Below are 19,062 nucleotides of genomic sequence, written 5' to 3'. Positions count from 1 at the left end.
CGAATCGTTAAGCTTGCGTCAGGCCGAGGGCGGATGGTTCATTGCTACCGCCCCATTTGGAAATACAGGGAAACAACCCCGGTGTGGTCGGCAATCAACGGACGCGTCAGCAATCGGCTGGCCCGGCATTTCGCGGTCTCGCCGCACCGGCTGTCGGCACATGCGCCGATGGTCAGCTTCACTTTCGATGACGCTCCTGATAGCGCCGCGAGCCATGGCGCGCCCATGCTGGAGGAGTATGGCGGCCGCGCCACGTTCTATCTGGCCGGCAGCCAGATCGGGCAGCGATCCGTCCACTGGCTCGGGCTGTCCAACGACGCCCTCCTGCGGCTTCACGACCGCGGCCACGAAATCGCCTGCCACACGTTCTCGCATCGCCGCGCGGCGGATCTCGACGAGGCCACGCTCGCACGCGAGATCGAGCAGAACCGCAACTATTTTCACGCGCTCGACCCAACGATCAAGCTCGAGAATTTCGCCTATCCGTATGGTCTCGCCTCGATCTGGCGCAAGCCGCAGCTCACCAAGAGCTTCCGCTCGTCGCGCGGCATTCTTCCCGGCGTCAATCGCGACGTCATCGACCTGCAGCTGCTTCGTTCCACGCCCTTGATCGACAGGGACATCGATACCGGCGGCATCGATCGCTATTTCGACGAGACCGCCGCGAGCGGCGGCTGGCTGATCTTCTACGGCCACGACGTCGTCGACCAGCCGAGTCCCTATGGCTGCTCGCCGTCGCTGTTGCACCACGCATTGAAAGCGGCCCAGAAGCGCGACGTTCCGATCGTGACGGTCGCCGAAGCCTTGCGGCGAATCGGGGCGTAGCGTCCTTCTTCCCTTCTCCCCTTGCGGGAGAAGGTGGCGCGAAGCGCCGGATGAGGGGTCGCTTCAGCGAATTCAAACGCGAAAGGTTCACTCGCGGAGAGAACCCCTCACCCGCCTCGCTTCGCGAGGCGCCCTCTCCCACAAGGGGAGAGGGCTGGGCACTGCCCGTGTTGCGCAAACACACTTGCCACCGCGGCCCCGCCATGCGACTGCCGTGGGCCGAATCTCACGGCCCGGTCCGACACGCCCATGTCCGCCCCCTCCACCGCTTCCCAACCCGCGCCGGTCGATGGCCGCAACGCATTGTCGGTGCTGCATTCGGTATTCGGGCTCTCCGGTTTCCGTGGCGCGCAGGGCGAGATCGTCAGGCATGTGACGTCGGGCGGCAATTGCCTGGTGCTGATGCCGACCGGCGGCGGCAAATCGCTGTGCTACCAGTTGCCGTCGCTCTTGCGCGAAGGCTGCGGCATCGTGGTGTCGCCCTTGATCGCGCTGATGCGCGACCAGGTCGCGGGCCTGATCGAATCCGGCGTCAACGCTGCCGCGCTGAACTCCTCGCTGACGCCGCAAGAGGCCTCCGAGGTCGAGCGGCGGCTCATCGCGGGCGATCTCGACCTGCTCTATGTCGCGCCCGAGCGGCTGGTCACGCCGCGCTGCCTGTCGATGCTGGCGCAGGCCAGGGTCGCTCTGTTTGCGATCGACGAGGCGCACTGCGTCTCGCAATGGGGGCATGACTTTCGTCCTGAATACGTTGCGCTCTCGGTCATCGCCGAGCGCTTTCCCGACGTGCCGCGGATCGCGCTCACCGCCACCGCCGACGAGCTGACGCGTAAGGAGATCGTCGAACGGCTGCAACTCTCTGGCGCGCCGCAATTCGTCTCCAGCTTCGACCGGCCGAACATCCGCTACGAGATCGTCGACAAGCGCAATTCGGTGGCGCAATTGAAGGAATTCATCCGGGAACGCCATGCCGGCGATGCGGGCATCGTTTATTGCCTCTCTCGCAATCGGGTCGAGGAAGTCGCTGCCGCCTTGAGCGATGCCGGCATTCCGGCGCTGCCCTATCATGCCGGGCTCGACGGCAGTGTGCGCTCGCGCAACCAGGATCGTTTCCTGAACGAGGACGGCATCGTCATCGTCGCGACCGTCGCCTTCGGCATGGGCATCGACAAGCCCGATGTGCGCTTCGTCGCGCATCTCGACCTGCCCAAGAGCATCGAGGCCTATTACCAGGAGACGGGACGCGCCGGCCGCGACGGCGATCCATCCGCCGCTTGGATGGCTTATGGCCTCTCGGACATTGTGCAGCAGCGCCGGATGATCGACGAGTCCGGAGCATCCGACGAGTTCAAGCGGGCATCGATCGGCAAGCTCGACGCGCTGGTTGGGCTTGCCGAGACCGCACATTGCCGCCGCAGGCGGCTGCTCGCCTATTTTGGCGAGACGGTTACGGCGGAGAATTGCGGCAATTGCGACAACTGCCTGACACCGCCGCAGATGCGGGACGGCAAGGTGCTGGCGCAGAAGCTCCTGTCCTGCGTCTATCGCACCGGACAGCGCTTTGGCGCCATGCACCTGATCGACGTGCTGGTGGGACGCCTGACCGAGAAGGTGACGCAGTTCGGTCACGACAAGCTCACGGTGTTCGGCATCGGCCGCGAGCTCAACGAGAAGCAATGGCGCACGGTACTGCGACAATTGGTGGCGATGGGGCATTTGCAGAGCGACAGCGAAGCCTTTGGCTCGCTGAAGCTGACGGAATCCTCGCGCGGCGTCTTGCGCGGCGAGACGGAAGTCTGGCTGCGCGAGGAAGCCCCAGGCACGCGCCTTCGCGCCAGCCGCGCGAAATCTCGTCGCGGCGATCTTGCGCCGGCGTCGAGCGCGCCGCAGGGCGACGTCGATCCCGAATTGCGCGCGCGCCTGCGCGCCTGGCGCTCCGAAGTCGCCCGCGAGCGCGGGGTACCAGCCTATGTCGTGCTGCACGATGCAACGATCGACGGCATCGTGCGCGCCTGGCCGACGACACTGGATGAATTGCGCAACGTGCCCGGCATCGGCGACAAGAAGCTCGAGCACTACGGCGAGGAGCTGCTGCGGCTGGTCAGGACGCGGTAGGGCGCGCAAATATCTCTGCTGTCATCCCGGACAAGCGAGCGCTGATCCGGGATCCATACCGCGGAAACCATCGACTGCGATCGGTAGGAGTACCGAACCACGAGTCTTCGCCAAACTACACCCTGTGGGTATGGGTCCCGGCCTTCGCCGGGACGACACCAGTGAGGGGACGAAATTCGGCCCGCCTCACCCGTTCCGGAACGCGTAGGCGTAGCCGTTGAGCGCGGGTGCGCCGCCGAGGTGCGCGTAGAGAATCTTCGCGCCCTTCTCGAAATAACCCTTCTTGGTAAGGTCGATCAGGCCCTGCATCGACTTGCCCTCGTAAACGGGGTCGGTGATCATGCCCTCGAGACGCGCGGTGAGGCGGATGGCTTCCTTTGTCTCTTCCGACGGCACACCGTAGGTGGGATAGGCGTAGTCCTCGACCAGCACGACGTCGTCTTCGACGATCTCCTTGCCGAGCTCGACGAGTTTTGCCGTGTTCTGCGCGATCGAAAGAACCTGTGCCTTGGTCTGCGCCGGCGTGAAGGAGGCGTCGATACCGATCACTTTTCGCGCACGGCCGTCCGCGGCGAAACCAACCAGCATGCCCGCATGGGTCGAGCCGGTGACGGTGCAGACGATGATGTAGTCGAACTTGAAGCCGAGGTCCTGCTCCTGCTTGCGCACCTCTTCGGCGAAGCCGACATAGCCGAGACCGCCATATTTGTGCACGGAGGCACCGGCGGGAATCGCGTAAGGCTTGCCGCCCGCTGCCTTCACTTCCTCGAGCGCCTGCTCCCAGCTCTTGCGGATGCCTATGTCAAAGCCGTCCTCGACGAGACGCACGTCGGCGCCCATCACGCGCGACAGCAGGATGTTGCCGACGCGGTCGTACACGGCGTCCTCGTGCGGCACCCAGGCTTCCTGCACCAGGCGGCACTTCATGCCGATCTTGGCCGCGACCGCGGCGACCATGCGGGTGTGGTTGGACTGCACGCCGCCGATCGACACCAGCGTGTCGGCATTCGAGGCGATCGCGTCGGGAACGATGTATTCGAGCTTGCGCAGCTTGTTGCCGCCATAGGCGAGACCGGAATTGCAGTCCTCACGCTTGGCATAGATCTCGACATTGCCGCCGAGATGTTTTGAGAGCCGCTCCAGTTTCTCGATGGGGGTCGGCCCGAAGGTCAGTGGATAGCGCTCGAACTTTTCCAGCTTCATGCAAAATCATCCCGATTTGGCGTTGAACTCGGAAAAGCAACTATCACCTCTCCAATGAAATGTGCTCTCAAATGCTACGCCAACAATGCGCTAAACTTGCAGCCAATGTGAAAATAGGTATTATTTCTTTCATAATATGATCTAAATTCGGAATCTTCTTCCATGTCGGGAAGACTCGACCGCACCGATCTTAAGATATTGCGATTGCTGCAGAATAACGGCCGGCTCAGCAACGCGGAGCTGGCCGAAGCGGTCGCCATCAGCCCTGCCACCTGTCATCGCCGCACCCAGCGCCTGTTCGAGGACGGCTTTATCGCCTCGGTGCGCGCGATGGTCGCGCCGAAGAAGGTGGCGAAGGGCACGCTGGTGATGGTCGGCGTCGTGCTCGACCGCTCGACGCCGGAGAGCTTTGCGCTCTTCGAGCAGGCGGTGGCGAAGCTGAAATGCGTGCTCGACTGCCACCTCGTCGCCGGCGATTTCGATTATTTCCTGAAAATCCGGGTCGGCGACATGGAGGACTTCAACCGCATCCATGGCGAACAGCTCATCGCGCTGCCGGGCGCGCGCCAGACCCGCACCTTCTTCGTGATGAAGGAGGTCGTCGACAACGCGCCGCTGGAGTTCTAGAGCATGATCCGGAAAAGTGTGCAGCGGTTTTCCGAAAAGGTCATGCTCAAACAATAGAAGCACGCGCGCGTCACGAGACCTGCTCGGCGACGCGCTCCGCCGCAGCCACGCCGCGCTCGCTGTCCTCGGGCCGCATCGCGACCACCGAGATCAGGCCGAGACCGACGCCGATCATGACGTAAAAGATCGGCGCGAGCGGAGAGCCCGTGAGCGCGATCAGCCAGGTCACGAAGAACTGCGCGAAGCCGCCGAAGATCAGCACCGCGACGTTGTTGACGATCGCAAGCGCCGTCGAGCGAACGCGGATCGGGAACAGCTCGACCAGCGTGGTGCAGTAGACGCCGAGGAAGAATGCGCTGAAGAAGCCGATCACGACCTGGGCGACGAGGAGCCTTGCGATCGACGGCTCGGAGATCACCCAGGCATAGAGCGGATAGAGCGAGACGAAATACCCGGTGAGCGAGGCAAGCAGCAGCGGCTTGCGCGGATAGCGGTCGGAGACAGCGCCGGCGACGGGGACGACGACGACCATCACGATTGCCGCGATCATCTGCACCAGAAAGCTCTGCATCAGCGGCAGCTTCAGCACTTCCTTGGCATAGGTCACGGTATAACCGAAAGTGACGTAGAACGAGACTGCGCTCGCGACCACCATGCCCATGCCGATCAGGAAGTTGCGGCCAGGATGTTTCAACGCGGCGATGAAGCGCTCCTTGTGCACAGCCGCCATGTTGCGCTGGGAGGCTTCGGGCTCGACGACCTTGGCGCGCATGTAGAGCAGGATCGGAACGATCACGAGCCCGACGAAGAACGGGATGCGCCAGGCGCCGGCCGCGAGCTGCTCCTGCGTGAACGTGAGCGTGAGGATGGCACCGAGCACGGCACCGAGCACGTTGGCCATGAGCTGGCCTGCGATCTGCCAGGAGCCGTAGAAGCCGGTGCGGCCGGCAGGCGCAGCCTCGATCAGATAGGCGGTCGAGGTGCCAAACTCACCCCCAACGGAAAAGCCCTGGAGCAGCCGCGCCAGCAGCACGATCAGCGGCGCGGCGATGCCCGCCGTCGCATAGGTCGGCGTCAGCGCGAGCAGCGCGACCGAGAGCGCCATGATGCCCATGCCGAGCGTCATCGCCGCCTTGCGTCCCTTGCGGTCGCCGAAATAGCCGAGCACGAGGCCGCCGACCGGCCGCATGAAGAAGCCGGTGCCGAACAGCGCCGTGGTGAGCAGCAGCGCGTTGATCTCGCTGCCCGGAACCTTCGGGTCGACCGGGAAGAACAGGTTCTTGATGACCGGCGTCATCAGCGCGAACACCGTGAAATCGTACCACTCCATCGCATTGCCGGCGATCGCCGCCACGATGGCTTTTCTGTTCGTCTGCATCTCGCGCTTGCCTGTCCGGTTGCTGGGTTACTCGGCGGGTTGGGGAGTGGCGTCGGCGTCGGTCCATTCGTCGCCGAGGATCTCGGCCGTGGCGAACGCCTTGAGATTGGCGAAGTGAAGCTCGCGATCCTCGACGAAGAGCCGGCGGACGATGCCGCGGGCGAGCCGGTCAGCGCCTTCGCTGATCGCGGGGATATCGCCGGAGAGCTTGCCGTGGCTGAGCGTCGCCGGATAGTTGAAGCAGTAGAGCCGCGACAGCATCGGACAGGCGCCGGCCACTCTCTCCTGGAACTGGAAGATGTCGCCGAGGTCGGGCGAGCCTTCCAGCTCGGCATTGTCCATACCCACGGGCGCCGGGAAGCGATCGCGCCAGAAGCGGATATGCGGGGCGAACTCCTCAAGCTCGGGCCGCAACGCGAGGTCGACCTTGAAGCCGGTGCCGAAGATGATGAAGTCGGTCTCATAGCGACCCTTCGGCGTCGTCACGACGAGATGATCGCCTTTGACGGCGAGATCGTCGATCGGGCTTGCGAGATGGAAACGCGCGTGTGGATAGCCGGAGACGCGCAGCACGCTCTGCCGCGGCGGCGGCGTCTGCGCTTTCAGCGTGTGATCGAGGAAGCGCCATTTCCATGCGTCGGTGAGGCCGGCAAAGCCGTGCACGACACCCTGGCTGCCGATGCCGGTGAATTTGTTGATGCGCGGAATGTCGGCACGGCGAATGAACAGATCGAGCCGCGCAGCGCCGCTCTCCAGCGCCACCGCCGCATTGTCCATCGCGGATGCGCCAGCGCCGACCACGGCGACGCGCCTGCCGCACAGCTTTTCGAAGTCGATCGCATCGGACGAATGCGCCCAGAAGTGCCGATCGATGCCATCGGCGAGCGGCGGCACATAGACCCCGCCGAGGCCGTCGCGGCCCGTCGCCAGCACGACGTGACGCGCCAGGATTTTTCGCGGCGCGCCGCGCTCGCTGACGTCGAGCTCGAACAGCTCGTCGGCACGCGCGTGGATGCGCTCGACCGTCACCTCGTTGCGGACCGGCAGGTTGAGCACCTTGCGGTACCAGACGAGATAATCCATCCACATCGTGCGCGGCGCGCGGTCGAGCGCCTTCCAGGCGTCGCGGCCGTATTGCGCTTCATAGAACGCGCGGAAGGTCAGCGCCGGCATGCCCATCGCGGGGCCGGTCAATTCCTTCGGCGAGCGCAGCGTGCGCATCCGCGCGAAAGTGACCCATGGCCCTTCTTTGCCTGCGCGCGCACGATCGAGCACCAAATGGTTGTCGACGCCGAGCCGCTTCAACATGGCCGAGGCAACGAGGCCCGCCATGCCGGCGCCGACGATCACGACGTCGACGACGGCCTCGCCCTCCACGGCGCGCCGCGGAACCCAGGATTTGGCCGGCAATTCCAGCCACGAGAGGTCCTGCTTGAGTCGCTCTTCGAGCGTCGCGAGGCCGGCTGCGTTTGGCGTCATCGTCGTCATGAATTGGCCTTCTCGAATTCGTCGACCGCCTCATCGGGTTCGAGGCTTGCGGCCGCGCCGCTGTGCAGCTTCGCGCCGGGCATCAGCGCCACCGCCGCGCGCAGCGCGCCGTTGAGGGAGGCGACAGTCGGCGTCAGCTCGCGCCCGGTTGGCGAGAGTGCAGCAAACAGAAAGGGAATGGAGACATCGAGACGCCGGGTGACGACGCCTTCCACCGGAAGGCTCGACGTCAGCACCGGCTCGACGATGGCGATGCCGAGCGACTGCTTGGCCATCGCGATCGCGGTCATCGAGGAATTGGTGTCGATGACCTCTGCGGGCACCACCGCCTCGCGCTCCAGCGCTTCGTCCACCCGGCGGCGCAGCCGGTAGGGATTGGCCATCGTCAGAAGCCGGCCGCCGCTGAGATCTTTCAGCCGGATCACCTTCTTCTTCGCGAGCGGATGATCCATCGCGAGGCAAGCGACACACGGCACCTCGCAGACCCATTGCACGTCGAGGCCGGGATGCTGGACCGGCAGGCTGGCGAGCCCGAAATCCACCGATTGCGACAGCACCGACTGCACGACGTTCTCGGCCGAGAGCGCCTGCACATGCACCTGGCCCGGCAACAGCTCGCGCTCCAGCGCGGCAAGCGCAGCCGGGACGAAGCCCGCGGCGAGCGCCGGGATTGCGGCGAGGCTCAGCACCGGAAGCGCGCCGGCGCCGATCGCGTTGGCACGCTGGCGGATGTGCTTCAGGCCCATCAACAGCCGCTCGACCTCGGCATGAAACAACACGCCCTTCGCCGTCGGGCTGATGCGCGGTCCATTGCGGGTGAACAGGAGGTAGCCGACATCGGCCTCGAGGTCCTGGATCTGCCGCGTCACCACCGGCTGCGAACGGCCGAGCAGCCGTGCCGCGCCGGTGATGCTGCCGGCCGACATCACCGCCGCGAAGGCCTCCAAGAGCCGGATGTCGATAATTTCATTGTTCATGGACGGGCTGCTTGCATTATTCGATTATAGAATGAACAATATTTCTTGATGCGCAAGAAGAATTATGAGAGATTTTTGTCATGCCAAAGGAGCCAGCCCCTTTCCGCCATCAAAACCCGGCCGGACCGGCCTACAGGCGCGGCTGGGTCGACGAGGCTGTGGCGGCGATCGAAGCGGACCAGTGCCGCACGGCTGATACGCACCTGATCCGCCTGATCGTGCCGGCGCTCACCGGCATCGACATCTATCTGAAGGATGAATCGACCCACCCGACCGGCAGCCTGAAGCATCGTCTGGCGCGATCGCTGTTCCTCTACGCGCTCTGCAACGGCCACATCCGCGAAGGCACGCCGGTGATCGAGGCCTCGTCGGGATCGACGGCGGTGTCGGAAGCCTACTTCGCGCAGATGATCGGCGTGCCCTTTTATGCGGTGATGCCGCGCACGACCTCGGCGGAGAAGATCGCCGCGATCGCGCATTATGGCGGCAACTGCCATCTGATCGACGATGGCCGCGCGCTCTATGCGGAGGCCGCCGCGCTCGCCGCGCGGCTGAACGGCCACTACATGGATCAGTTCACCTTTGCCGAGCGCGCTACCGACTGGCGCGGCAACAACAACATCGCCGAGTCGATCTTTACCCAGCTCAAGGGCGAGCCGCGCCCGGTGCCGGACTGGATCGTGATGGGCGCCGGCACCGGCGGCACCTCGGCGACCATCGGGCGCTATTTGCGCTATCGGCAATATCCGACGCGACTGTGCGTTGCCGACGTCGAGCATTCCGCCTTCTTCGACTGCTTCCACACCCAGGACCGCACGCAGATCTGCGAGCGGCCCTCGCTGATCGAAGGCGTCGGCCGTCCGCGCTGCGAGCCCTCCTTCGTGCCCGGCGTGGTCGACCGCATGATGAAGATTCCGGACGCCGCGACGATCGCCGCGATGAATTTGCTGACACGCCGGCTGCGCCGGGCGGTCGGCGGATCCACCGGCACCAATTTCCTGGCGTTGTGCCGCATCGCCTCGCAGATGCGCAATGCGGGCGAGACGGGATCGCTGCTGACGCTGATCTGCGACTCCGGCGACCGTTACCGGCAGACCTATTACGAGCCGCAATGGCTGGCCGCACGCGGACTCGATCCCGCACCTTATGAAGCCGAGTTGTCGGCCCTCCTGGAAACGGGCAAGCCGCTCAGCTTTGCGGTCGCGGATGTGGCAAACCCACAGAGCTCGCGAGGTGGCGCGTGACCACGCTGATCGAAACGATGGCCGGCGTGCCCGAGGGGTCGCGGCTCGGTCAGGCGCTGAAAGCGCGCGCCGAGATTCTGCGCCTGAGCGAAGCCGCCCATGACGCGGTTCTGCTGCCGCGCGAACCCGGCGGACTGAGCCACGGCCTGCGCGCGGCGCTCGCGGCGCGCATGTGCCGGCATGTCGGCGATGTCGCGCTGACCGCGCACTACGAATCCTATCTCGCGCATTCGCATGATCTGGATGTCGCCGCCCTCGCCGAGCCCGGTGGCACTTGCGGCAATGTGCTGAACGACGCCATGGCGCGCCACGCCGACCTGTTGACGCTCTCCCCGCGCAAGGCGACACGACTGGACGTCGAGACACTGAAAGCCGCAGGCGTCGGCGAGGCCGACATCGTGCGGCTGTCCGAGCTCGCCGCTTTCGTGAACTATCAGTTGCGGGTTGTTGCGGGCCTGAAACTTCTCCAAGCAGTCGAGGCCCGATGAGCGAGGTCGTTCACACCTTCACCGCCACGATCCCGACCTGGTCGCCTTACGTCACTCCGGTCGAGCTCGCATCCGCAACGCCGGAGCAGCTCGCGGCGATGAAGGTCACGCCGTCGAACAAGGGCGTCTCGCCTTACGTGCTGACTTTGGCGCATGATCCGGAATCGCTCGAGGTTCGCTCGCCGCTGTTCAACATGATCATGTATGGCAAGGACGGCCTGTCCTCAGCGGAGCGCGAGCTCGGTGCGCTGAGCGCCTCCATCGTCAATCGCTGCATCTATTGCGCAGCCGTCCACGCCTCGCGCTTCATCGGCCTCTCGGGACGAAACGATGTCGTCGAGCAGATCTTTGCCGACGAACGCGACGCGAAGCTGGAGACGCGGCAGCAGGCATTGTTCGATTTCGCCACGAAACTCTCGACGACGCCGATCGAGGCCACGACGGATGATGCACACCGGCTGGCTGACGCTGGTCTCAGCGAGCTCGAGCAGCTCGACCTCGTGCTCTCGGCCGCGATCTTCGGCTGGGCCAACCGGCTGATGCACACGCTGGGCGAGCCGGTGGCGTGAGCTGGGCGCAGCCGGGTCGGACGTCAGTCCTCCCAGGTCCTGACGTTGAGTGACGGCGCCAGAAAATCGGTCCAAAGAAGATAACCGCCCAGCAAGGCCAAGGAGCCGCCAACGAAGAGAAGGCGATAGTAGATCGTTTCGCGCAAAAACAGCTCAACACCTGCGATGTACAAGCCTGCAGCGAACATCGCGCTGGCAAGCGCAAAAACGACGAACTTTCGCATCCAAAACGCTCTCTTGATCAGACCTGCCCGCCTTTGTCGGTGGACTAGAGAGCCCGGTTCGAAAGTGTGCCAGCAATTCCGTCGGACCAGGGGTTACTGCGCGACCGCAGCGTCGCGAAGCGCCTTCGCAAGCTCGGCAGCCGCGGCCGGATTAGCCGGCAATGCGGCCTCCGACGTCACGGCGGCCGAGATATCGCGGGCAAGTCTCTTGGACGGGCAATTGTCGTGGGCAGTCACGACCGTGACGATGTCGTGCTCGGGGAAAACCATGATTGCCTGACAGTGATAGCCCCAGGCCATGAAAACGTGTCTGTCGGGCATCACCCAGAACTGGTTGGCGTAGCGCAGGTTTGGATCGTAGGAGGCTTGCATGTTCACCGTGGCATGCGTGATCGCCTCGACAAACTCCGGCGGCACCAATTGCCGGCCTGCCCATTCGCCGTGATGCAGATAGAGATAGCCGATCTTGGCCATGTCGCGCGGCTTCAGCTCGAGCCCGCCGGATCCCTGCGTGAGCCCGCGTGGTGCCTCGCGCCAGTATGGCGGCGCGATGCCGAGCGGCTCGAACAGCCTTGTCTTCGCGTACTCCTGCGCGCGCTTGCCGGTCAACTTGGTGATGATGGCAGACAAAAGATATGAATTGCCGCTGTTGTAATAGAACGTTTCGCCAGGCGCATGTGCCATCGGGCGATCGAGAATGAACTTGATCCAGTCGGGACTGTTTCCGAGGTCGATGAGCGATTGCTCCCGGCCGCCTTCAAAGCCCTCCTCCCACTCGAAGCCCGACGTCATGTCGAGCAGGTGTTGCACCGTTATGGATTTCTTCCGCTCGTCGAGATTTGCGATGTCACGATAGGCGAAGAAATCGAGGATGGGGTGATCCAGGCTATCGAGCTGTCCGTCCTTGAGGAGCATCGCAATCAGCGTGGCGGTGACGGCCTTGGTGGCGGAGTTGATGACGTGGGGCGTCTCAGGCGTAGACGGGGCATAGTAGGCATCAAGCACGATCACGCCGTGACGGACGATCAGCAGGCTGTCGAAGCTATGGGTCTTGCCGAACGCGACCCACCTGGCGAGCGCCGCCGGGTCCATGCCCTGCTCTTCGGGAGTGGAGGTCTGCCAACCCGCAGTCGGCCAGATCGTGACGCTTTGTGCACGGGCAATGCGCGGAATTGCGGCAAGAAGAATGCATGCGGTCAGCACAATCCGGATGCATGACTGATGTCTTGGACCGTGACGTCTTGGACCGTGATTTCTTGGACCGGCCACGCCGTCTCCTGCCCTGATCGGCTCTCTCCATGGCATAGCATGGTTGTAGCGGCGTCTCCATGCCACCGCAAAACGACTGCGACGATGTCACGGCAACTTCACTTGCCTTGCGCCAGCCCCCGAGCGACTTTCGCCCCTTCCTGAACGAGGAGATCTGCCGTGCGCCTTCCCATTCTCGATCCAAAAGACCTGAGCAACGAGCAGAAGCCGCTCTATGACGACATGCGAGCGGGCATCAAGGATCATTTCAAGGGTTTTGTGAACATGCGCGAGGACGGTGCGCTGCTCGGGCCCTGGAATCCGTGGCTCCGCGAGCCGCGTTTCGGCGGACCGGTGTGGGAGCTGGTCAAGGCGATCGCATCGAATCCACTGCTGCCGGCGCCGGTGCGCGAGGTCGCCATTCTGGTCACCGGCTCGCATTTCCGCTCCGGCTACGAGCTCTACGCCCACGTGCTGGTCGCGGAGCAGCGCGGCCTGTCGGATGAGAAGCTCGCGACAATCGTGGCCGGCCAGCGGCCCGTCGACCTGACCAAGCAGGAGGCCGTCGCCTACGACGTGGCGTCCGCGCTGGTGAGCGGCGGCGTGCTACCCGAGCTGACCTGGCGCGCGGCGGTGAAGGAGTTCGGCGAGCACGGCGCCGCCGAACTGTCCTATCTCGTCGGCGTCTATTGCATGGTCTCGGTCACGCTGAACACGTTCGACGTGCCGGTGCCGGACTAGACGCCGGCACGCTTGCCCGATTACTCCGCCGCCTTGCTTGCGGGCGGCGGGGGCGCCCAGGCGATGCAGCGATTGCGGCCTTCGGCCTTGGCTTGGTAGAGCGCGTGATCGGCTGCGCCCATCAGCGCGTCGATGCCGGACATGCTGACGCTGGCCTCGGCGATGCCGATGCTCACGGTGACGCCGAACTGGATCTTGTGAGCTGCGATAAGCGAGCTCATCACGCGCTTGCGGATACGCTCGGCGACCGTTCTAGCGCGGGACAGGCTGGTTTCGGGGAGCAGAACCGCGAACTCCTCGCCGCCAAGACGGCCGACGATATCAGACTTGCGCTTGCCATCGAGGCACGCAGCCGCGACCGTCTTGATCGCGGCGTCGCCGACCGCATGACCGTAGCGGTCGTTGACCGACTTGAAGTGGTCGATATCGAGCATCAACACCGAGACGGAGCGATAATAGCGCTGGAAGCGGCTCCATTCGGCATCGAGGCTTTCGAGGAAATGGCGGCGGTTGAACAGGCCGGTGAGCGGATCGGTGGTGGCCAGCGTCTCCAGCATCTTGGCCTTTTGCGTGAGATCGGTGATGTCGACATAGGTCAGCATGCGGCCGCCATTCGACATCGTGGTGCAATGGGCGCGGATGCGCCGGCCGTCAGGCGTCTGAAGGTCGCGCACGTGATCGCCGGCCTTGACCTCTTCCACGCGCTTGCTCGGAAATCTCGCGAGCTCGCTTGGAGGCAGATCGGGCGCGCTGGCACGATGCACGCGCCGCACCAGCGACGCGTAGGCCGGCCGGCCCGCTGCCTCCTCGTCGCTGACCTCCCAGAATCGCCGCATCCGCCGGTTCATGAAGGCCGCGTTCAGGTCGGAATCGAGGAGAAGCACGCCGTCCTGGACGTTCTCCAGCGCATCTCGCAGAAGCTTCAGCTCGTCGGAGGAACGCACGATATCGGTGACGGGCGTGTAGGTCAGCATCCTCCCACCGTCGGGCAGAGGGGTGCACTGCACGCGCATGACGTCGCCGTTGGTTCGACGCAGATCGACCGGCGTGGGGTCTCCTGCCTCGATCTGGCGGACGCGCATCGCAACGAGCGCGTCGAGCTCCGCGGCCGCCACTTCGTAGGCCCCGGTATCCCGTCCGTGATAGAGCAGCGTGAGGATCGACGGATTGCTGTCGGCAACCTCTTCGGGCAGCCGCCACATCTGGCGGAATGACCGGTTGATGAGACGCGCCCTGAGCTGCGCGTCGAGCAGCACGATGCCGGTCGGCACGTGATCGAGCGCCGCGCGCAGCGCCAGCATCTGGCTGCGCATCAAGGCATCGCCGCGCCGTGCAGACGGGGCCTCGTTCCGAACCTCGCCTCCGACCCTGCCGAGTGCGACACCGATCTCGCGGTCGGAACGCCAGACCACGCGGCATGCCAGCAGCTCGTCATCTGCAAGCTTCAACTGGAATTGGTCGGGCACGCCAAGGCCCGTCTCGAGCTGGAGCGTCGCTCCTTCCTCCGACATGCGGCGCACCACGCAATCGAGCGATGATTGCCCGAAGTTGAAGATAATTTTCCCGGCCAGGAACGTTCGTTCCGGCGTCAAGCGGGGCATCACAACCTCCCAGACGAAACCGCTTCCAGTCTGCCGCAATGCCCCTTGTGGCGGGATAACGCAGCTGGCGATTTTGCGGGAAGGCTAACGATCGGTTGACGGATAATGTCGTCGGGCGGACGCGCGGCGTGCGAAAAAGCCTTGTCCATCAGTGAGCGCGAGAGAACGCGCAGCACCTTCATCCAGGGTTTGCTTTACCGAAAATCCACCACGCGGGGAGTCAGTTGCGCACGGCGTAAAGCGGTGTCCGCAGCGTCACTTGATAGGACGGCTTCGGCATCCACGCGATTTGCGCCGTGATGCCGAACAGGCGATTGTCGTTGTCGTCCATGCGGTCGAGGTCGAGCCGCAGGATCGGTTGGGTGAAGGGCTGGATCTGCACCAGGGCGCGGCACCCTCCTCATCCTTGTCGGCGGCGAGCGCCGCGCCGGATGCGCAAAAGCACGCGACGCAACCAAGCGCCGCCTTGCGCATTGATCCGGCGGCGAGCGCGCTCGATATTCGACCTGAGTTGGCCATGCGACAGCCCAAGGATTGGCATTTTTGTGCGGAACGCTTCGCACAAGTTGGGCCTCGATCGCCCGCAGCGTCAAGCCGTATCCGCAATCTGTGGACTACCCGGGCGCGCACCGTTACCCTGCCGTGATCGCAACGACACACTCGCCTGCAGGCTCGAGCAACCAGGACGAGAGAGGATGAAAGCAATGAAGACATCACGCCGTGTTTTGCTGGCCGGAATGGCAGGACTCGTCGCCGCACCGCAGGCCGCAAGCAACGCCTTCGCATCGACCGCCGATGCCGTGGACATGACGGTCGCCGAAGAACGCTTCGCCAGGCTGATCGCAGCCGCGCACGCGCCCGACATCACGCGCGCACGGCACGCCGAGCGCTACGCGGAAACGCATTGGCGCGAATATGTGGCAGCGGCCCGAGCGGTGCTGAGCGCAAGAGGGTGAGCTTCTTCCTCCTCCCGTTGCGTGGGAAGGTGGCATTGGCTGCCTCCGGCAGTCGTCTTTAAAGAACGCCGCGAAGCTTCGGTTATCGCGCCGCATGAGACATTCCATCTGCGCGCTCAAATGAAGGAGACTCTATTCACGGAGAGAGACTCCAAGCGGCACTTCAGGACGACTACGGACTCGAATCTCCGCAGTACTATGGGATGATCGACGCCCACCTCTCCATGACGATGGTTCGATACGGTTTGCCGCGAGCGCGCGACATCATCAGCAACGCATCGGAAACGTCTCCTCACGCATCGAGCAACCGACCCGTAAGCATCCGGACGCTACGTTGAAGCGTCCAATTCTTCGCTTAAGGGTACGCCAAGTTGACGTTTGCAGCCACGCGTTTTGGTCGCCTGCTCTCGCGTTTCCGCTCCGATCGCCGCGGAAATATCGCCGTGATTTTCGCCGTTGCATCACTGCCCGTTCTCGCGTCCGTCGGCGCCGCGGTCGATTACTCCCTCGCAGTGCGGGCGCGAGCCAAGCTGATGGCGGCACTCGACACCGCGGTGCTGGTCGCCACCGCCAAGAGCGAGATCACGAACGCCGCAGCCACGGCACAGAGCAATGCACTGAACACGTACGCCGCGCAGATGTCCGCCTACGGCATGACAACGAGCTCAGTGACCATCACCGTGTCGGACACCGTGACCACCCGGACGGCTACCGGCACGGCAACATTGTCTGTTTCGAATTATTTCATGGGTCTGCTGGGTTACAAGACCATGACGGTGTCGGCGAGCTCGTCGGCGGCGGCCTCGCTGCCGAGCTACATCGACTTCTACGTGCTTCTCGACAACTCGCCATCGCAGGGGCTGGGCGCGACCACCGCTGATATGACCGCCTTGCAAGCCGCAACCTCCGACAGTTGCGCCTTCGCCTGCCACGACACCTATACGTCGAGCTCCAAGAAGACGAAGCAAACCAGCAGCTACTATTCGATCGCGAAGAAGCTCGGCATTACGATGCGGATCGACCTGGTGAGGACCGCGACGCAGTCATTGACGGATACGGCGACGTCAAGCGAGCTCGTCAGCAACCAATACCGCATGGCCGTCTACACAATGGGAAGCGATTGCAGCTCCATCGGCCTGACGACGATCTCATCGCTCACGTCGAGCCTCTCGTCGGTCAAGACGGCCGTCTCTTCGGTCGACCTGATGACGATTCCCTACACCAACTACAACAACGATATGTGCACCGACTTCGACGGCATTCTGTCCTCGATGAACAGCACGATTCCGACTCCCGGAACCGGCACTTCATCCTCGCCGCAAAAGTGGCTATTCTTCATCTCGGACGGGGTCGCCGACTACTACTACCCGTCAAGTTGCTCCGAGACCGTCATCACTTCGTCAGGGCGATGCCAGGAGCCGCTCACGACCACGATCTGCGATACCATCAAGAATCGTGGCATCAACATCGCGATCCTTTACACCACGTATCTCGCGATCACCAACAACAGCTGGTACACCACCTACATCGCGCCCTGGCGCAGCTCGATCGCGACCCAGATGAAGGCCTGCGCAACCTCCGGCTATTACTACGAGGTGTCGAGCGACAGCAGCATCAGCGACGCGCTGACCGCGCTGTTTCAGAAGGCCATCTCCTCTGCACACCTGACGCAATAGCCGCCGCCAAGAGGCTTCGCGCCTTTCGCGCGAAGTCCTCGGACAAAGCGTTGCGGACGAAGCCTTGCGGACGAAGCCTCTAGGACGGAGCTTTGCGGGCGAGCTCAGTCCATCATCTCCCAGAGCCGGTGCGCCAGCACGCCGGCGCGCTTCTCGATCGCCGCCGCGGCGTCGAGCGCGAGATCCTCGCGATAGCGGCCGGCGATCAGCTGCACGCCGATCGGCTTGCCGTCATGCAGGGTCACGGGGACCACGGCGCCGGGCAGCCCGAGCACGTTGATCGCGGAGATGAAGCGGATGTCGTTCCAGAAGATCTCGCGCACGCGCTCGGCACTGAGCGTATCTTCGCGCGGTCCCGGCGTCGGTTTCACCGTGGTCGGCGCCAGCACCACCGGATAGTCCTCGAAGAACAACTGCCAGGCGCGGATATGGCCGTTACGCGCGGCGGTGGCCTGCATCCAGGCCTTGAGATCGAGCACGTTGGCCTTGGTCTTCATGCCGTTCCACGCTTTGTGGAAGTCTTCCGAGGTCACCTTCAGCATACCGGCTTCCTGCATCACCACGGTCTCGTTGGTGATGATGTCGCACCAGGTCTGCCAGACGCCGCTGATGTCGGGCACCTCGACCTCGCTGACACGATAACCGGCGCGTTCGAGATGATCGGCCGCCTGCCGTAGCGCCTCGCGTACCGACGGATCGACGTCCATGTCGTCCGGGATCTTGGCCAGCGCAACCTTGACCTGGCCGTTCGGCTTCGGGCCCGACAGCGGCGCCGGTACCCACCAGGGATCGCGCGGATCGCGCTGACTCATGACCTCGAGCGCCAATCTGATGTCGCCGACATGGCGCGCAAGCGGTCCTTGCGCCGACATCAGATGTGCAAGCATCGGACGCTCTGAGGTGGCGCTCTGGTTGAACGCGGGGATACGCCCCTGTGTCGGCTTGATGGTGGCGACGCCGTTGCAATGCGCCGGCCAGCGCAGCGAGCCGCCGATGTCGTTGCCATGCGCGATGGTGCCGATGCCGGCGGCGACCGCCGCGCCTGCACCGCCGGAGGAGCCGCCGCAGGTGATGTTCTGATCCCAGGGATTGAGCGTCAGTCCGTGCAGGGGATTGTCGGTGAAGCCCCGGAAGGAGAATTCCGGCGTGTTGGTCAGCCCGATGACGATCGCACCGGCCTTCTTGAAATTGCGCACGACCGGCGAATCCGACGGCGCGATGAAATCTTTGTTTGCCGGCACGCCGTTGAAATTGGGCCGACCCTGATAATCGACGTTCTCCTTGATGGTGATCGGCACCCCGTGCAGCAGGCCGAGCTCGCCGCCCTTCGCCCGCTGCCTGTCCGCGACATGCGCCGCCGCGAGCGCCTCCTCCGAGAGATCGACGACGACGGCATTGAGCTTCGCATTGACCGCACGCATCCGCGCCAGATGCGCCTCGACAGCCTCGACCGCCGAAACGGCGCCGGCGCGGATCGCGGCCGCGGTGTCGGCTGCCGACCATTGCCAGATCGCGCCCTTGGGCCGCCGGACTGTGGCAGCTTTGGTGGTCGTCTTCGTTATCTTTCTGGCTGTTTTCTTAGCTGGCTTTTTGGCTGCCTTGACGACGGCGCCCTTGCGCGCGGAGGGCTTGCCGGCCGCCTTCTTCGTTATCATCGTTCTTGACGCACTCTTTTTCTTCGTTGCAGCCTTGGCCACTCTTT

18 protein-coding genes are annotated in these 19,062 nt (G+C 64.0%); 9 read left to right on the top strand and 9 right to left on the bottom strand.

From position 1 onward, the window contains the following. The first annotated feature begins 81 nt into the window (after positions 1 to 81). Positions 82 to 825, top strand: a complete 744-nt coding sequence (locus NLM33_RS31720) for a polysaccharide deacetylase family protein (protein ID WP_254102094.1) — start codon at positions 82 to 84, stop codon at positions 823 to 825. A 249-nt stretch (positions 826 to 1,074) separates the two neighbouring features. Further along, the gene (gene recQ / locus NLM33_RS31715) at positions 1,075 to 2,940 is read left to right on the top strand and encodes a DNA helicase RecQ (protein ID WP_254102092.1); all 1,866 of its coding nucleotides are present in this window, start codon (positions 1,075 to 1,077) and stop codon (positions 2,938 to 2,940) included. Positions 2,941 to 3,126: 186 nt separating this feature from the next. Here the strand turns inward: recQ and NLM33_RS31710 are convergent, their stop codons facing one another. Next, on the bottom strand, positions 3,127 to 4,143 hold the full coding sequence (locus tag NLM33_RS31710; protein WP_254102090.1) for a 1-aminocyclopropane-1-carboxylate deaminase: 1,017 nt from the start codon (positions 4,141 to 4,143) through the stop codon (positions 3,127 to 3,129). 162 nt (positions 4,144 to 4,305) lie between these two features. Between NLM33_RS31710 and NLM33_RS31705 the strand changes: the two genes are divergently transcribed. Beyond that, a complete protein-coding gene (locus NLM33_RS31705) occupies positions 4,306 to 4,770 on the top strand; it encodes an Lrp/AsnC family transcriptional regulator (RefSeq protein WP_254102088.1) in 465 nt (154 codons plus the stop codon). Positions 4,771 to 4,840: 70 nt separating this feature from the next. Here the strand turns inward: NLM33_RS31705 and NLM33_RS31700 are convergent, their stop codons facing one another. The 3 genes from NLM33_RS31700 to NLM33_RS31690 are packed head-to-tail and all read right to left on the bottom strand — an operon-like array spanning position 4,841 to position 8,613. Then, positions 4,841 to 6,148, bottom strand: coding sequence for a citrate-proton symporter (locus NLM33_RS31700; protein ID WP_254102086.1), 1,308 nt, complete (start codon positions 6,146 to 6,148; stop codon positions 4,841 to 4,843). 27 nt (positions 6,149 to 6,175) lie between these two features. Further along, a complete protein-coding gene (locus NLM33_RS31695; RefSeq protein ID WP_254102084.1) occupies positions 6,176 to 7,636 on the bottom strand; it encodes an NAD(P)-binding domain-containing protein in 1,461 nt (486 codons plus the stop codon). Continuing rightward, complete coding sequence (locus NLM33_RS31690) at positions 7,633 to 8,613, bottom strand: LysR family transcriptional regulator (RefSeq protein WP_254102082.1); 981 nt, start codon at positions 8,611 to 8,613, stop codon at positions 7,633 to 7,635. Before NLM33_RS31690 ends, NLM33_RS31695 begins: the two co-directional genes overlap by 4 nt. A gap of 80 nt (positions 8,614 to 8,693) precedes the next feature. Between NLM33_RS31690 and NLM33_RS31685 the strand changes: the two genes are divergently transcribed. Genes NLM33_RS31685 through NLM33_RS31675 form a run of 3 tightly spaced genes read left to right on the top strand, consistent with a single transcriptional unit; the run spans position 8,694 to position 10,914 of the window. After that, positions 8,694 to 9,857 (top strand): PLP-dependent cysteine synthase family protein, encoded by a 1,164-nt coding sequence (locus NLM33_RS31685; RefSeq protein WP_254102080.1) that lies wholly within the window; start codon positions 8,694 to 8,696, stop codon positions 9,855 to 9,857. A gap of 17 nt (positions 9,858 to 9,874) precedes the next feature. Next, positions 9,875 to 10,345 carry a CMD domain-containing protein gene (locus NLM33_RS31680; RefSeq protein ID WP_254105998.1) on the top strand — a complete coding sequence of 157 codons (471 nt, stop codon included), beginning with the start codon at positions 9,875 to 9,877 and terminating at the stop codon, positions 10,343 to 10,345. Beyond that, entirely contained in the window at positions 10,342 to 10,914 is a 573-nt protein-coding gene (locus NLM33_RS31675; RefSeq protein WP_254102078.1) for a peroxidase-related enzyme, read from the top strand. The genes NLM33_RS31680 and NLM33_RS31675 overlap by 4 nt, the downstream gene beginning before the upstream one ends. Before the next feature lie 23 nt (positions 10,915 to 10,937). Here the strand turns inward: NLM33_RS31675 and NLM33_RS31670 are convergent, their stop codons facing one another. Continuing rightward, the gene (locus tag NLM33_RS31670) at positions 10,938 to 11,138 is read right to left on the bottom strand and encodes a hypothetical protein (RefSeq protein WP_254102076.1); all 201 of its coding nucleotides are present in this window, start codon (positions 11,136 to 11,138) and stop codon (positions 10,938 to 10,940) included. A 93-nt stretch (positions 11,139 to 11,231) separates the two neighbouring features. Continuing rightward, entirely contained in the window at positions 11,232 to 12,230 is a 999-nt protein-coding gene (locus NLM33_RS31665; protein ID WP_371930005.1) for a serine hydrolase domain-containing protein, read from the bottom strand. Between the two features lie 336 nt (positions 12,231 to 12,566). On the opposite strand from NLM33_RS31665, the gene NLM33_RS31660 reads away from it, so the two are divergent. Further along, positions 12,567 to 13,127: a carboxymuconolactone decarboxylase family protein gene (locus NLM33_RS31660; protein ID WP_254102075.1), complete on the top strand. Its 561-nt coding sequence runs from the start codon at positions 12,567 to 12,569 to the stop codon at positions 13,125 to 13,127. Between the two features lie 20 nt (positions 13,128 to 13,147). Here NLM33_RS31660 and NLM33_RS31655 read toward each other — a convergent pair whose 3' ends face one another. Together NLM33_RS31655 and NLM33_RS31650 are read right to left on the bottom strand one after the other, a co-directional pair. After that, on the bottom strand, positions 13,148 to 14,728 hold the full coding sequence (locus NLM33_RS31655) for a diguanylate cyclase (RefSeq protein ID WP_254102074.1): 1,581 nt from the start codon (positions 14,726 to 14,728) through the stop codon (positions 13,148 to 13,150). Between the two features lie 220 nt (positions 14,729 to 14,948). After that, on the bottom strand, positions 14,949 to 15,110 hold the full coding sequence (locus tag NLM33_RS31650) for a hypothetical protein (protein WP_254106217.1): 162 nt from the start codon (positions 15,108 to 15,110) through the stop codon (positions 14,949 to 14,951). A 322-nt stretch (positions 15,111 to 15,432) separates the two neighbouring features. Here NLM33_RS31650 and NLM33_RS31645 point away from each other — a divergent pair, with 322 nt between their 5' ends. Both NLM33_RS31645 and NLM33_RS31640 read left to right on the top strand, forming a co-directional pair. Beyond that, entirely contained in the window at positions 15,433 to 15,684 is a 252-nt protein-coding gene (locus NLM33_RS31645) for a hypothetical protein (protein ID WP_254105995.1), read from the top strand. Between the two features lie 371 nt (positions 15,685 to 16,055). After that, positions 16,056 to 17,360 (top strand): TadE/TadG family type IV pilus assembly protein, encoded by a 1,305-nt coding sequence (locus tag NLM33_RS31640; RefSeq protein ID WP_254102073.1) that lies wholly within the window; start codon positions 16,056 to 16,058, stop codon positions 17,358 to 17,360. A 104-nt stretch (positions 17,361 to 17,464) separates the two neighbouring features. On the opposite strand, the gene NLM33_RS31635 is transcribed toward NLM33_RS31640, so the two are convergent. Continuing rightward, the gene (locus tag NLM33_RS31635) at positions 17,465 to 19,015 is read right to left on the bottom strand and encodes an amidase family protein (RefSeq protein ID WP_254105992.1); all 1,551 of its coding nucleotides are present in this window, start codon (positions 19,013 to 19,015) and stop codon (positions 17,465 to 17,467) included. Between the last annotated feature and the right edge of the window lie 47 nt (positions 19,016 to 19,062).

The sequence above is a fragment of the Bradyrhizobium sp. CCGUVB1N3 genome (assembly GCF_024199925.1).
GTDB lineage: Bacteria > Pseudomonadota > Alphaproteobacteria > Rhizobiales > Xanthobacteraceae > Bradyrhizobium.
The sequence above is the reverse complement of the archived record's forward strand: the minus strand, read 5'-3'. Positions and strand labels throughout refer to the sequence as shown.